This window comes from Martinezella lusitana (genome assembly GCF_014207095.1).
In the GTDB taxonomy this organism is placed as follows: Bacteria; Pseudomonadota; Alphaproteobacteria; order Rhizobiales; family Rhizobiaceae; genus Rhizobium; species Rhizobium lusitanum_B.
In genome coordinates this window covers 356240-369621 of sequence record NZ_JACHBG010000005.1, presented here as the reverse complement: position 1 = coordinate 369621, position 13382 = coordinate 356240, and the positions used below count along the sequence as shown (strand labels likewise).

General features: G+C 58.1%; 12 protein-coding genes. 6 read left to right on the top strand and 6 right to left on the bottom strand.

The genetic code is table 11. From position 1 onward, the window contains the following. Positions 1-76 precede the first annotated feature (76 nt). Genes mnmG through GGD46_RS14370 form a run of 4 tightly spaced genes read left to right on the top strand, consistent with a single transcriptional unit; the run spans position 77 to position 4335 of the window. Positions 77-1957 (top strand): tRNA uridine-5-carboxymethylaminomethyl(34) synthesis enzyme MnmG, encoded by a 1881-nt coding sequence (gene mnmG / locus GGD46_RS14385; protein WP_184704908.1) that lies wholly within the window; start codon positions 77-79, stop codon positions 1955-1957. Positions 1958-1983: 26 nt separating this feature from the next. Further along, entirely contained in the window at positions 1984-2601 is a 618-nt protein-coding gene (rsmG, locus tag GGD46_RS14380) for a 16S rRNA (guanine(527)-N(7))-methyltransferase RsmG (protein ID WP_184704906.1), read from the top strand. A 21-nt stretch (positions 2602-2622) separates the two neighbouring features. Next, the gene (locus tag GGD46_RS14375) at positions 2623-3420 is read left to right on the top strand and encodes a ParA family protein (RefSeq protein ID WP_184704904.1); all 798 of its coding nucleotides are present in this window, start codon (positions 2623-2625) and stop codon (positions 3418-3420) included. 30 nt (positions 3421-3450) lie between these two features. Then, a complete protein-coding gene (locus GGD46_RS14370; protein ID WP_184704902.1) occupies positions 3451-4335 on the top strand; it encodes a ParB/RepB/Spo0J family partition protein in 885 nt (294 codons plus the stop codon). 31 nt (positions 4336-4366) lie between these two features. Here the strand turns inward: GGD46_RS14370 and holA are convergent, their stop codons facing one another. Genes holA through leuS form a run of 3 tightly spaced genes read right to left on the bottom strand, consistent with a single transcriptional unit; the run spans position 4367 to position 8559 of the window. Further along, positions 4367-5404: a DNA polymerase III subunit delta gene (gene holA, locus GGD46_RS14365; RefSeq protein ID WP_184704900.1), complete on the bottom strand. Its 1038-nt coding sequence runs from the start codon at positions 5402-5404 to the stop codon at positions 4367-4369. Positions 5405-5417: 13 nt separating this feature from the next. Next, positions 5418-5939: an LPS assembly lipoprotein LptE gene (locus GGD46_RS14360; protein ID WP_184704898.1), complete on the bottom strand. Its 522-nt coding sequence runs from the start codon at positions 5937-5939 to the stop codon at positions 5418-5420. After that, positions 5929-8559 (bottom strand): leucine--tRNA ligase, encoded by a 2631-nt coding sequence (leuS, locus tag GGD46_RS14355; protein WP_184704896.1) that lies wholly within the window; start codon positions 8557-8559, stop codon positions 5929-5931. The genes GGD46_RS14360 and leuS overlap by 11 nt, the downstream gene beginning before the upstream one ends. Positions 8560-8758: 199 nt before the next feature. On the opposite strand from leuS, the gene GGD46_RS14350 reads away from it, so the two are divergent. Further along, positions 8759-9418 carry a YggS family pyridoxal phosphate-dependent enzyme gene (locus tag GGD46_RS14350; RefSeq protein WP_184704894.1) on the top strand — a complete coding sequence of 220 codons (660 nt, stop codon included), beginning with the start codon at positions 8759-8761 and terminating at the stop codon, positions 9416-9418. A 24-nt stretch (positions 9419-9442) separates the two neighbouring features. Here GGD46_RS14350 and GGD46_RS14345 read toward each other — a convergent pair whose 3' ends face one another. Both GGD46_RS14345 and GGD46_RS14340 read right to left on the bottom strand, forming a co-directional pair. Continuing rightward, entirely contained in the window at positions 9443-9865 is a 423-nt protein-coding gene (locus tag GGD46_RS14345; protein WP_184704892.1) for a hypothetical protein, read from the bottom strand. Between the two features lie 168 nt (positions 9866-10033). Then, positions 10034-10741, bottom strand: coding sequence for a DUF1013 domain-containing protein (locus tag GGD46_RS14340; RefSeq protein ID WP_184704890.1), 708 nt, complete (start codon positions 10739-10741; stop codon positions 10034-10036). A 223-nt stretch (positions 10742-10964) separates the two neighbouring features. Between GGD46_RS14340 and acs the strand changes: the two genes are divergently transcribed. Next, positions 10965-12923 (top strand): acetate--CoA ligase, encoded by a 1959-nt coding sequence (gene acs, locus GGD46_RS14335; protein ID WP_184704888.1) that lies wholly within the window; start codon positions 10965-10967, stop codon positions 12921-12923. A gap of 122 nt (positions 12924-13045) precedes the next feature. On the opposite strand, the gene GGD46_RS14330 is transcribed toward acs, so the two are convergent. Next, on the bottom strand, positions 13046-13264 hold the full coding sequence (locus GGD46_RS14330) for a DUF1674 domain-containing protein (protein ID WP_184704886.1): 219 nt from the start codon (positions 13262-13264) through the stop codon (positions 13046-13048). Positions 13265-13382: the final 118 nt, after the last annotated feature.

Genomic DNA, 13382 nt, shown 5'->3' with positions numbered 1-13382 from the left:
GGAGCGTTTCACGTGAAACCTTCTTGACTCCGTGGATTGATGTGCCAAACAGACGGCTTCATCGAGGATCGTGATCATGCGGGACAATATTTATGATGTGATCGTTGTGGGCGGCGGTCATGCAGGCACTGAAGCTGCAGCCGCGTCGGCGCGGCTGGGTGCGCGCACGGCTCTTGTTACGCATAAGCGCGCCACCATCGGCGTCATGTCTTGCAATCCCGCCATTGGTGGCCTCGGCAAGGGACATCTGGTCCGCGAGATCGATGCGCTCGATGGACTTATGGGCCGCATTGCCGACGCCGGAGGTATCCAGTTCCGGATGCTCAACCGCAAGAAAGGTCCGGCGGTTCGTGGTCCGCGCACGCAAGCGGATCGCAAGCTCTACCGACTTGCGATGCAGGCCGAGATCGAGGGAACGGCGAACCTTGACGTCATCGAAGGCGACGCTTTCGATCTGACGATCGAGCATGGCCGCGTTTCAGCCGTCGTTTTGAAAGACGGAAGAGTGATCCGTTGTGGCGCCGTTGTCTTGACGACCGGCACGTTCCTTCGTGGCCTCATCCATATCGGCGACAAGAAAATTCCGGCCGGCCGCGTAGGCGAAGAGCCTTCGGTTGGACTTTCCGGCACATTGCTGCGCTATGGCCTGGCGCTTGGCCGCCTGAAGACAGGAACTCCTGCGCGTCTGGATGGCTCGACGATCGATTGGGAGTCTGTCGGCCGTCAAGGCGCCGATGAGGATCCGACGCCCTTCTCCTTCATGACTGATTCGATCGTGAATCCGCAGATCGAATGCGGCGTGACACGCACGACGCCGGAAACGCACAAGATCATCGCCGAAAATCTGAGGCGCTCTGCGATGTACTCCGGTCAGATAGAAGGGGTCGGCCCGCGCTACTGTCCTTCGATCGAAGATAAAATCGTCAAGTTCGGCGAACGGGATGGCCATCAGATATTCCTCGAGCCAGAGGGGCTTGATGATACCACAGTCTATCCAAATGGCATCTCGACGTCCCTCCCCGAGGAAGTTCAGGACGCTTTCATCAGAACTATTCCGGGTCTGGAACGAGTCCATATTCTACAGTGCGGATATGCCATTGAGTATGATCATGTCGATCCGCGCGAGCTGAAATTGTCACTGGAGGCGGAGAAGATTCCAGGCCTCTTTTTGGCCGGCCAGATCAACGGTACGACCGGCTATGAAGAAGCCGGAGCTCAAGGCCTCGTTGCCGGCTTGAATGCGGCGCGATTGGCTTCCGGCGGGAAAACCGTCGAGTTTAGCCGCACCGAATCCTATATCGGCGTGATGATCGACGACTTGACGTCGCGGGGTGTCGCCGAGCCTTATAGAATGTTCACTTCGCGCGCAGAGTATCGGCTGTCCCTTCGCGCCGATAATGCCGATGTGCGTTTGACACCGATAGGGCTTGCGATTGGCAGTGTTGGTAGCGCGCGCGCATCGCGCTTCAATGATTATATGGAGAAACTGGAGCGCACTAGAAGCCAGTTGAAGGAACTGACGATTACGCCCAGCGAAGCAGCGAAGGCCGGATTGCATCTGAACAAGGACGGGCAGAGACGTTCGGCCTACGAGCTACTGTCCTATCCTGATCAATCTGTAACGAGCCTTTCGCGGCTTTGGCCTGAGTTGGGTTCGTTAGAGCGCGGTATAGCGGAAGCGATCGAGATTGAGGCGGCCTATGCTGTTTATATGGATCGCCAGACCGCCGATATCGTGCAGGCTCGAAGGGAAGAAGAACGCGCCATACCGGCCGAGTTCGATTTTACCCTTCTCTCGGGATTGTCCAACGAGCTGAAGCAGAAGCTGACAGCCGCGCGTCCGAAGAATATCGCGCAAGCTTCTCGGATTGATGGAATGACGCCAGCGGCGCTCTCGCTACTTCTGGCTCATCTCCGAAAGATGGGAACGACCGATGAACAGAAGCTTGTTTCCTAGTACTGCAAGGTTTGAGAGTCCAACATATGGAATTGAACGGTGTGCGTGTTTCACGTGAAACACAGGAGCGATTGCTGCATTTTGCGGAGCTATTCCAGAAGTGGGCCAAGACCATCAATCTCGTAGCACCTTCAACGATTGGCGATCTTTGGAGCCGCCATATCGCTGATAGCGCGCAGATTTTCCAGCTTCATCCGCACACAGATCACTGGGTCGACTTGGGTAGCGGCGGCGGTTTCCCAGGTGTGATAACCGCGATTCTGCTGGCGGAACAAGGCGCTGGCCACGTCGATCTGGTTGAAAGCAACCAGAAGAAGGCCGCATTTCTGCGCGTTTGCTTGCGGGAATGTGAGGCGCGCGGTGCTGTTCATGCGATCCGAATCGAGGAAGCACCTGCGGTTATACAGCATTGCGACACGATCTCGGCACGTGCACTAGCCGAGCTGGATTTGCTGCTCAACTACTCGGAGCCTTGGCTGGAGCGCAACGAAAATCTGCATCTTGTGCTGCATAAAGGCCGGGATTACGCACGCGAGCTCCAGAAAGCCCGTGGTCGTTGGGAATTCGATCTGGTAAAACATCCAAGTGTCGTCGAGCGAGATTCCGTAATTTTGGAATTAAGTCGTATTCGGCGCCTGATTTAACCGAAATTGGATGTGCGGCAGATGATCGGCGAGCGAAACCGGATTATTACCATCGCAAATCAAAAGGGTGGCGTCGGTAAGACGACGACCGCGATCAACCTCGCGACGGCACTGGCGGCCATCGGCGAGAAGGTTTTGATCGTCGATCTCGACCCGCAGGGCAATGCCAGCACCGGGTTGGGCATCGAGCGGCGCGATCGTAAGCAGTCTTCTTACGATCTTCTGGCTGGGACGCATACGATTCTGGAAACTGTTCTGGAAACGGCCGTTCCGAACCTTTTCATTGTGCCCTCGACGATGGACCTGTTGGGCGTCGAAATGGAGATTGCGCAGCAGCCTGATCGGGTTTTCCGGCTTCGGCGAGCGCTCAATAGCCCGGATGCCCTTTCCTTCTCCTATATTCTGGTCGATTGCCCACCTTCGTTCAATTTGTTAACCATGAATGCCATGGCGGCCGCGCATTCGGTTTTGGTGCCGTTGCAGTGCGAATTTTTCGCGCTGGAAGGCCTCAGTCAGCTGCTTGAAACGGTTGATCAAGTGCGTCGTACTGTGAACCCGTCCCTGGATATTCAGGGTATCGTCTTGACGATGTTTGATTCCCGTAACAATCTTGCACAACAAGTGGTGAGCGACGTCCGTACGCATCTCGGCGAGAAGGTCTACCACACGTTGATTCCGCGCAACGTACGCGTGTCGGAGGCGCCGTCCTATGGCAAGCCTGCGATCCTTTACGATCTGAAGTGCGCGGGAAGCCAGGCCTATCTGCAATTGGCTTCGGAAGTGATCCAGCGGGAGCGGCAGCGCAAGGCTGCAGCCTGATATTTTTTTGTTTTAGAGTGAGTATCGGCGATGAATGATGACCTTTCGAAACGGCGCCTTGGGCGTGGCCTGGCAGCTCTCATCGGAGAGATGGATCAGCCTACGCCGGTGGAAGCGGGGAAGCCGGCGGTAAATCCGGATCGCCTGGTGCCGATCGAATTCATCTCGCGGAATCCACGTAACCCTCGCCGTTATTTCGATGAGACGGAGCTGCACGATCTCGCCAGTTCCATACGGCAGCACGGGATTGTTCAACCGGTCGTTGCTCGCACGGTTTCGGCAGATCGTTATGAAATCATTGCCGGCGAAAGACGCTGGCGTGCGGCGCAGTTGGCCGGGCTCATCGAAATCCCCGTCATCGTTCGCGACGTGGATGACAAGACGGCGCTGGAAATCGCCATTGTCGAAAATGTTCAGCGTGCCGATCTCAATCCGTTGGAAGAGGCGCTGGGCTATGAGCAGCTCATCGCCGAGCATGGTTACACGCAGAACGATCTCGGCGAAATCATCGGCAAAAGCCGTAGCCATGTGGCCAACTCTCTTCGCCTTCTGAAGTTACCTGATCCGGTGCGTGATATGCTGGCCGCCGGCAGCCTTTCGGCGGGACATGCTCGCGCTCTGGTGTCGACGTCGGATCCGTCCGGCCTGGCACGCACGATCGTTTCCAAGGGGATGTCGGTCCGTGATGCGGAGCGATTGGCGCAGAATGATATCAAGGCGCAGAACGACCCCCGTCCTGCCGGCGCGCATAGGGACGAAAAAGATTCCGACACCCTGGCGCTGGAACGGACGCTTTCGGATACGCTTGGGCTGGATGTTTCGATCAATCACCGCGGTAATGGCGGCCAGGTCAGAATATCCTACAAGACGCTGGAGCAGCTTGAAGAAATTTGCCGTCTGCTGGAGCGGCGCTGATCTCGGTTTGCTGCAGATTACCCTTGAAACATCAGCCCTTTCGGGCCGATTGCAGCGTTGTTGCCAGCAGCGTTTGCGTGGCGATCGTGTCTTCGAGGCTGGCACGCTGACGCGTCTGAAGAACGGCAGATTGTAGCCTGTTCATTTCGCGCGCTATGGCAGGAGCCGTCCAGGTTTTGAGTGCCTGCTCGACGATTGGCTTGCGGCGGAAATGCAAGTGGCGGCCGAGCGTCTGCATGACCTGGGCGGGAGCCAGCTTCCTTTCGTCCATTTCGGCTCGCATTGTGTCGAGCAGCTGAAACTGCTTCAGGCACCCCTGAAGCACGAGGAACATTGGCGTCTTGGACGAGGCGATCTTCTGTATCGCGTGAAGGAAGGTCTCCGGGTCGCCCTTCAGGATAGCGTCGACTGCGTCGTCGGTGGAGATGGCGCTGGCGTCGCCGATGATGTCGTTGACGTGGTCTTCCTCAATCGTGCCCTGCCCACGGCAATAAAGCGCAAGCTTGCGGACTTCGTTGCGCGATGCGATTCGATCGCCTCCGAGAAGCTCCAAAAGTGCCTGTCGCGCAGCTGGCGTTATTCGCAGATTTTCATTTGCCAGCTCAGTATCTATCAGCCCATTGAGCGCCCTGACATCGTCCGCATAGCACGGAATGGTAGCGATGGTACGGGCCGCCTCGGCGATCTTGCGCAGGCCCGATCCCTTCTTGAGATCGCCGGCTTCTATGATGACGAAACTTGCGTCTGGGGGACTATCGGCGATGATCTGCAGCGAATCGATCAAGGCCTTCTCGTTGGCGGCTCCTCGAATCCAGATGAGCTTTTCTCCGCCGAAAAGGCCGATTGCGTTGACCTCATCCAGCAGACGTCCCGCGTCGTTCTGCAGATCACCGACATCGAGTTTGATAAGGCAAAAAGCGTCGTTCAGATCGACGCCGGTCTTGCTGGCAATTTGCGCGGCCCGTTCGGAAACGAGACCGCGATCCGGGCCGTATATGACAAAAACCCGATAGTTGCGCGCGGCATTTTGCAGGAATCCGTCAAATTCATGAGACTTGATTTCCGCCATGCCGCGCTCTCTTTCACCGGCTTAGGGCAGCGGCGATATCGGCTGCAACCATCTCTGCAACCTCGCGGGCGGCCCGATCTTCCGAGTTGAGGATTGCCCGATACTTGGCGAATTCCTGCGTCGGGAAATCGATGAGCGACGTGACCGCGCGCGTGCTGGACTTCAGTACCTTACCAGTGTCCTTTTCCTTAAGCACGAAGGAAGCCGTAACGGTCGTGCGGCCGGCGGCAGACGTATCGGACGACGGAAGATAAAGAACACCACCTATACTCGAGCTAACGCTCAGATCGACTGTGTACCTAGGCGTCTTCGTCTCGCCAGCACCGCGTCCGGCGATGAAGATTAGCTGGTTACGCACCTCCTGGCCGACGCGGCTGCCCGTTTCGGAAAACGAGACTTGCGAGAGTTTCTGCGTCACGCCGGTGCTGACGGCATAGAGCGGCTTGACCTGGCAGGCCGACAAAAGGCCGGCAACTGCCACCAGGGACGCGACGCCGGCGATGCGAGCGAACTTGAAAAGGCTATCAGACGACAATGTTCACGATCCTCTGTGGAACGACGATGATCTTCTTTGGCGCCTGACCGTTCAATGCGCTCTTGACGGCATCCAGGGCGAGCACGGCCTGTTGCACGGCATTCTGATCTGCATCGCGCGCGATTGTCAATTCGGCGCGCTTCTTGCCGTTGATCTGGACGGGATAGACGATCTCGTTTTCGATCACGAGTGCTTCGTCGTAGACCGGCCAAGCGCTTGTGGCGATCATGTGAGTGTTGCCGAGCGCGGTCGAGCATTCTTCGGCCAGATGCGGGGTGATCGGCGCAACGAGCGCAATCAGGATCTCGACAGCTTCGCGGACGGCGGAGCGATAGCTAGCATCGGCTTGGCCTGCCGCAACCTTGCTCAGCGGCGCTGCGAGCGCATTGACGAACTCGTAGATGCGGGCCACGGCCTTGTTGAAGGCGAGCTTGTCGTAGTCGCCCTGAACAGCCTTCAGCGTGCGGTGAGCGATCTGCGAAATTGCCAGCGCCTCACCATCCTTAGCCGGATTCGATTCAACTGCCTTTAGTGCATCCGCAGCTTCGGATACGAGGCGCCACATGCGCTGTGTGAAACGGTGCGCACCTTCGACACCGGCTTCCGACCAGATGACGTCGCGATCGGGCGGCGAATCGGAGAGTACGAAGAAGCGTGCGGTATCGGCGCCGTAAGACGCGATGATATCGTCGGGATCGACGACGTTCTTCTTTGATTTGGACATCTTTTCGATGGCGCCGATGGTGATGTCTTCACCGGTCGAAAGCAGCGTGGCGCGGCGTTGGCCGTCCACCTCCTCAATGTTGAGATCGGCCGGCGACACCCATTCGCGCGTCAGGCCATTGCCGCGGCTGTAGGTCTCATGCACCACCATGCCCTGTGTGAACAGACCCTTGAAGGGCTCCTTCACGTCGAGATGGCCGGTTTCACGCATGGCGCGCGTGAAGAAGCGCGAATAGAGCAGGTGCAGGATCGCGTGCTCGATGCCGCCGATATACTGATCGACAGGCAGCCAATGGTTGGCGGCCTTCTGATCCGTCGGTTGATTTTCCCAAGGTGCCGTGAAGCGGGCGAAATACCAGCTCGAATCGACGAAGGTATCCATCGTATCCGTTTCACGGCGCGCATCCCTGCCGCATTGCGGGCAAGCGACATGGCGCCATGTGGCATGTCGATCCAGCGGGTTTCCGGGCTGATCGAAGGTCACATCGTCGGGCAGCCTGACCGGCAGGTCTTGCTTCGGCACGGGCAGCACGCCGCAGTCATCGCAATGGATGACCGGGATCGGGCAGCCCCAATAACGCTGGCGTGAAATACCCCAGTCGCGCAGGCGGAAATTCACCTTGCGCTCGGCCTGCGGCGCATTGCCGATGCTCGTTTCGGAGAGCTTCGTCGCCACGGTTTCGAAGGCCTGGTCGGTGCTCATGCCGTCGAGGAAGCGCGAGTTGATCATCACACCGCCACCGTCATAGGCGATATCGCCGACGCTGAAGCTTGTGGCATCACCATCTGCGGGCATGACGACAGGCACGACAGGCAGGCCATATTTGCGGGCGAAATCTAGGTCGCGTTGGTCGCCGGAGGGGCAGCCGAAGATGGCGCCAGTACCGTAGTCCATCAGCACGAAGTTGGCGACGTAGACGGGCAGTTCCCAAGATGGGTCGAAGGGATGGCGGACGCGGATGCCGGTGTCCATGCCCTTCTTTTCCGCCGTTTCGAGCGCAGCCAGCGAGGTGCCGGCACGGCGGCATTCCTCACAGAAGGCTTCGATAGCCGCGTCCTTGGCTGCGGCTTCCTTGGCCAGAGGATGGTCGGCAGAGATTGCGAGGAAGGATGCGCCGAACAAGGTGTCCGGACGCGTCGTATAGACCGTGATCTCACGATCGCTATTGGGTGCGGTTTCCGGAACGATCTCCCAGCGAATGGTCAGGCCTTCGGAACGGCCGATCCAGTTCTTCTGCATCAGCCGCACTTTTTCTGGCCAATGGTCGAGCGTATCCAGCGCATCCAGGAGATCCTGGCTGAATTCGGTGATCTTGAAGAACCATTGCGTCAGCTCGCGCTGCTCCACGAGCGCGCCGGAGCGCCAGCCGCGGCCGTCGATGACCTGCTCATTGGCAAGAACGGTGTTGTCGACCGGGTCCCAGTTGACCTTGGACTTCTTGCGGTAGACGAGACCCTTCTCCATCATGTCGATGAAGAGCATCTGCTGGCGGTGGTAATAATCGACGTCGCAGGTCGCGAATTCGCGGCTCCAGTCCAGCGACAGACCCATGGCCTTCAGCTGGGTGCGCATCGAGGCGATATTCTGATAGGTCCATTCCTTTGGATGCACCTTGTTGTCGCGCGCGGCGTTTTCCGCCGGCATGCCGAAGGCGTCCCAGCCCATCGGATGCAGCACGTTGTAACCGCGGGCGCGCTTGTAGCGAGCAACGACATCGCCCATGGCGTAGTTGCGCACATGGCCCATGTGAATGCGGCCCGACGGATAGGGAAACATCTCTAGAACGTAGTATTTCTCGCGCGGATCGGCGTTGTCGGTAACGAAGACTTCCTCTTCGTTCCATTTTTGCTGCCAGCGGGGCTCGGCGTCGCGCGGATTATAACGTTCGATAGACATCTGATCTTGTATTCCGGAAAATCATGGGGAGTAAGGCGTGACCTTCACCACGAAACCACCCAAGCGTCAAGTTTAGCAGGTGCAGCAAGTGCCTTATCTTGCAAAGCAAAGCCGGATTCGGGCGCTTTCGCCCTTGGCAAAGCCTGCCTTCGTCATTACTGCAGGGATTGAGAAGCAGGCGAAATATCGAGGCGAAAAGATGGAACTTCAAGAGCGTCTGAACGAAGTCCGTTCCCATATTGCTGCGGCCGAACGCCAGGCTGGCCGAAAAGCCGGTTCCGTGCAGCTCGTTGCCGTTTCCAAGACGTTCGACGCCGATCAGATCCGCCCGGCGATTGCGGCCGGCCAGCGAGTCTTTGGCGAGAACCGCGTGCAGGAGAGTCAGAGCAAGTGGCCAGAGCTGAAGGCCGAAACTCCAGGGATCGAGCTGCACTTGATCGGGCCGCTGCAATCGAATAAGGCCGCAGATGCCGTGGCGCTATTCGACGTCATCGAAACGATCGACCGGGAAAAGATCGCTCGGGCTCTGGCTGACGAAATGAAGCGTCAGAATAAAGCCGTCAGGCTCTACGTGCAGGTCAATACCGGGCTGGAGCCGCAAAAGGCAGGTATTGCGCCTGACGATACGGTTGCTTTCGTCGGCTTGTGCCGCAAGGAACTTGGTCTGTCGGTCGAGGGCCTGATGTGCATTCCGCCGGCGGAGGAAAATCCCGGGCCGCATTTTGCCCTGCTGGCAAAGCTTGCCAAGCAGGCCGGCGTCGAAAAACTCTCCATGGGCATGTCGAGCGACTATGAAATTGCCGTCGCCTTCGGCGCAACAAGCGTTCGCGTCGGCTCTGCGATCTTCGGGGCGCGATAACGCAGGCTTACACCCTCCAAAGCGTTATTTAGGCGGCGCCACAGCACGGGTTGCCCGGCTTCCCCACGCATAGCCGATAACATTTCCTATTGTCGTGCCAATGAACGACAGGGCGATGATATTGGTAATTTCCTCCCAGGAGATGGTGAAGGCGTAAGCGAGAAACGCGAATGCCAAAACGAGGAACGGCGCAAAGACCATCAGCATGACCAATGTCAGTGCTGAAAATATGATGATGATGCCGGTGACGATGAGCTTGTCGACTTCGACAAGCGAGTAGATGGTGATGCCGACGATCACGAAGACGATCGGCAGTATGATATGCTCGAATATCGCGAATTTCCCGAAAGGCCCCCGAAGTACTCGCCGCCGTGTCCGCAGTGCTGAAGCGACGGCAAAGATCAATCCGCACGCGTAGCTGTAATATCCAATGGCCAGGACCGACATAGCTGATGCAACTCTCGATGGTCGTTTCACCGAAGCCTACACAATATCCTTGTGGTTGTCTTGCTGCATAAGGACGCAACAAAAGCGTTATGTCGTCAATTGCGAGATGCCATGAAAAAAGCCCCGGTCGAAGACCGGGGCTTTGCATAATGTCCGCTTTGTCGGATCTTAGAACTGATCGTCGTCTTCGTCGTCGCGGCTCGTCGACTTCAGCGACTTGAGCTTGGCGAAAACGGCATCGGCGTCGATTTCCTTTTCCTTCTCGTCATCGCGGTCATAGCTGAAGCCGAGCTTCTCGGTCTCCTGAGCGGGCTGTAGCGTTGCGCCGAGCTCGGCAGCGGTCGGCAGCGGGCGACCCTTGGCGGCCTTTTCAACTTCCATATCGAGGTCGATCTGGCTGCAGAGGCCGAGTGTGACCGGGTCCATTGGCGCCAGGTTGGCCGAGTTCCAATGCGTACGATCGCGGATCTGCTCGATGGTCGACTTCGTGGTGCCGACGAGGCGGGAAATCTGCGCATCCTTCAGTTCCGGATGGTTGCGCACCAGCCACAGGATGGCGTTCGGACGATCCTGGCGCTTGGAAACCGGGGTGTAGCGCGGGCCGCGGCGCTTCGATTCCGGCACGCGAACCTTCGGCTCGGAGAGCTTCAGCTTGTGGTTCGGATTGCCTTCGGCGCGGGCGATCTCGTCGCGTGTCAGCTGGCCGGTCGAGATCGGGTCGAGGCCCTTGATGCCCTGTGCGGCTTCGCCATCGGCAATCGCCTTCACTTCGAGCGGATGCAGCTTGCAGAACTGCGCGATCTGGTCGAATGACAAGGCCGTATTGTCGACAAGCCAGATGGCAGTTGCCTTCGGCATGAGCAATTGTTGAGCCATGGATATAGTCCTTCTGTCAGTCCGCGCCGGTGTCGCGGTCCGGGGTGTAACACCACAATGTCCGGGAAATACGGCCCTATATAGCGATAGTGTCGCGTAATTGCAATTCTTTGCGCATGAAATGCACTTTGTCCAATTGCTGTCATGGTTTGACCTGCTATTGATTGCGCGGAAAGAGCACCCATAATTGCGAGAGAGGGTGCCAGGGTTCAAGGAGGAGACTATGTCGGAAAAGATTCATCCGGTGACGAAATCGGTCAAGGAACATGCTTTGATCGATGAGGCGAAGTACCAGAAATGGTATCAGCAGAGCGTCGAGGATCCCGACAAATTTTGGGGCAAGCATGGCAAGCGTATCGACTGGTTCAAGCCTTATACAAAGGTGAAAAATACGTCGTTTACCGGCAAGGTTTCGATTAAATGGTTCGAGGACGGCGTCACCAACGTCTCCTACAATTGCATCGACCGTCATCTGAAGAAGCACGGTGATCGCGTTGCCTTCATCTGGGAAGGTGACAACCCCTATATCGACAGGAAGGTCACGTATAACGAGCTCTACGATCAGGTTTGCCGGCTGGCGAATGTCCTGAAGAAGCACGGCGTCAAGAAGGGCGACCGCGTCACCATCTACATGCCGATGATCCCCGAGGCGGCCTATGCCATGCTCGCCTGCGCCCGCATCGGCGCTGTGCATTCCGTCGTCTTCGGCGGCTTCTCGCCTGAAGCACTTGGTGGCCGCATCGTCGATTGCGAATCCACCTTCGTCATCACCTGCGACGAGGGCGTTCGCGGCGGCAAGTCCATTCCGCTGAAGGATAATACCGATACGGCGATCCAGATCGCCGCCAAGCAGAATGTCGCCGTCAAGAATGTCCTGGTCGTGCGCCGTACCGGCGGCAAGATCGCCTGGGAAGCAGGCCGCGACCTCTGGTACCACGAGGAAACCGCCAAGGCGAAGCCGGATTGTCCGCCGGCGAAGATGAAGGCCGAAGATCCGCTCTTCATCCTTTACACCTCGGGTTCCACCGGCAAGCCGAAGGGCGTGCTGCACACCACGGCCGGCTATCTCGTCTATGCGGCGATGACGCATGAGTATACGTTCGACTATCACCCCGGCGATATCTACTGGTGCACGGCCGATGTCGGCTGGGTCACTGGCCACTCCTACATCGTCTACGGGCCGCTTGCGAATGCTGCGACCTCGCTGATGTTCGAAGGCGTGCCGAACTACCCGGATCAGGGCCGCTTCTGGGATGTCATCGACAAGCACAAGGTCAATATCTTCTACACAGCGCCGACGGCGATCCGCTCGCTGATGGGTGCTGGCGATCATTTCGTCAAGCGCGCCTCGCGCTCCAGCCTGCGCCTGCTCGGCACGGTCGGCGAACCGATTAATCCGGAAGCATGGGAATGGTACTACAAGGTGGTTGGCGACAGCCGCTGCCCGATCGTCGATACCTGGTGGCAGACGGAGACCGGCGGTCACATGATCACGCCGCTTCCGGGCGCGACCGACCTGAAACCCGGCTCGGCCACCCTGCCCTTCTTCGGCGTCCAGCCGCAGCTGGTGGACGGCGAAGGCAACGTGCTGGAAGGCGCCACGGACGGCAATCTCGTCATCGCCGACAGCTGGCCGGGCCAGATGCGCACGGTCTATGGCGATCATGAGCGCTTCATCCAAACCTACTTCTCTACCTACAAGGGCAAGTATTTCACGGGTGACGGCTGCCGCCGCGACGAGGACGGCTATTACTGGATCACCGGTCGTGTCGATGACGTGCTGAACGTCTCGGGCCACCGTCTCGGTACGGCGGAGGTGGAATCGGCGCTGGTGTCGCACAAACATGTGTCGGAAGCGGCTGTCGTTGGTTACCCACACTCGATCAAGGGTCAGGGCATCTATTGCTACGTGACTCTGATGGTCGGCCTGGAAGGCTCGGATGCGCTGCGGCAGGAACTGGTGAAGCATGTTCGCACCGAAATCGGCCCGATCGCCTCGCCGGACAAGATCCAGTTCACTCCCGGCCTGCCGAAGACCCGCTCCGGCAAGATCATGCGCCGCATCCTGCGCAAGATAGCCGAGGACGATTTCGGCGCGCTCGGCGATACCTCGACGCTCGCCGATCCGGCCGTCGTCGATGATCTGATCGCAAACCGCCAGAACAAGGCGGATGCTGCTTAAGGCCTGAATTCAAAGGCGCCATACCCTTGGGTACGGCGCCTTTTCAAAAGGTACTTCGAAAATTTGAGCGCTTACCGCTTGCTCTGCACGGCGCCCGGCTTGAGATATCTCAGCCGCTATCCCTAAAAATCGATCGCTCGACCATTGATCTCCCAGTCGCCGAAGCGTGCGGGGTCGGAGCCGCCGCGGCCGCCGATTTCCGGGGGCAGCTCTGCACTGGCCTGCGCCTGGCGGCGCTCCTCGGCTTCGGCAAGGGCGCGCTTAGCGGCGGGTGAGAGCGGTTTGCGGGTGACATCGCCGTCTTCAATGTCGATTTTATTGTCGTTATCTGCGGGGTGCATGGTCTCGAGCGACCTCCGAAATATTGAAATGAGGGGAGGAATAGCCAAATCATAGAGCATGATGCCGAAAAGTGTGAACGGTTTTCGGGTAACATCATGCTCTGTTTTTTATTTCGGA

Bases quoted from the DNA above. Each gene is read 5' to 3' on its own strand.
- mnmG (WP_184704908.1), top strand. From the start codon at position 77: ATGCGGGACAATATTTATGATGTGATCGTTGTGGGCGGCGGTCATGCA.
- rsmG (WP_184704906.1), top strand. From the start codon at position 1,984: ATGGAATTGAACGGTGTGCGTGTTTCACGTGAAACACAGGAGCGATTG.
- GGD46_RS14375 (WP_184704904.1), top strand. From the start codon at position 2,623: ATGATCGGCGAGCGAAACCGGATTATTACCATCGCAAATCAAAAGGGT.
- GGD46_RS14370 (WP_184704902.1), top strand. From the start codon at position 3,451: ATGAATGATGACCTTTCGAAACGGCGCCTTGGGCGTGGCCTGGCAGCT.
- holA (WP_184704900.1), bottom strand. From the start codon at position 5,404: ATGGCGGAAATCAAGTCTCATGAATTTGACGGATTCCTGCAAAATGCC.
- leuS (WP_184704896.1), bottom strand. From the start codon at position 8,559: ATGTCTATCGAACGTTATAATCCGCGCGACGCCGAGCCCCGCTGGCAG.
- GGD46_RS14350 (WP_184704894.1), top strand. From the start codon at position 8,759: ATGGAACTTCAAGAGCGTCTGAACGAAGTCCGTTCCCATATTGCTGCG.
- GGD46_RS14345 (WP_184704892.1), bottom strand. From the start codon at position 9,865: ATGTCGGTCCTGGCCATTGGATATTACAGCTACGCGTGCGGATTGATC.
- GGD46_RS14340 (WP_184704890.1), bottom strand. From the start codon at position 10,741: ATGGCTCAACAATTGCTCATGCCGAAGGCAACTGCCATCTGGCTTGTC.
- acs (WP_184704888.1), top strand. From the start codon at position 10,965: ATGTCGGAAAAGATTCATCCGGTGACGAAATCGGTCAAGGAACATGCT.
- GGD46_RS14330 (WP_184704886.1), bottom strand. From the start codon at position 13,264: ATGCACCCCGCAGATAACGACAATAAAATCGACATTGAAGACGGCGAT.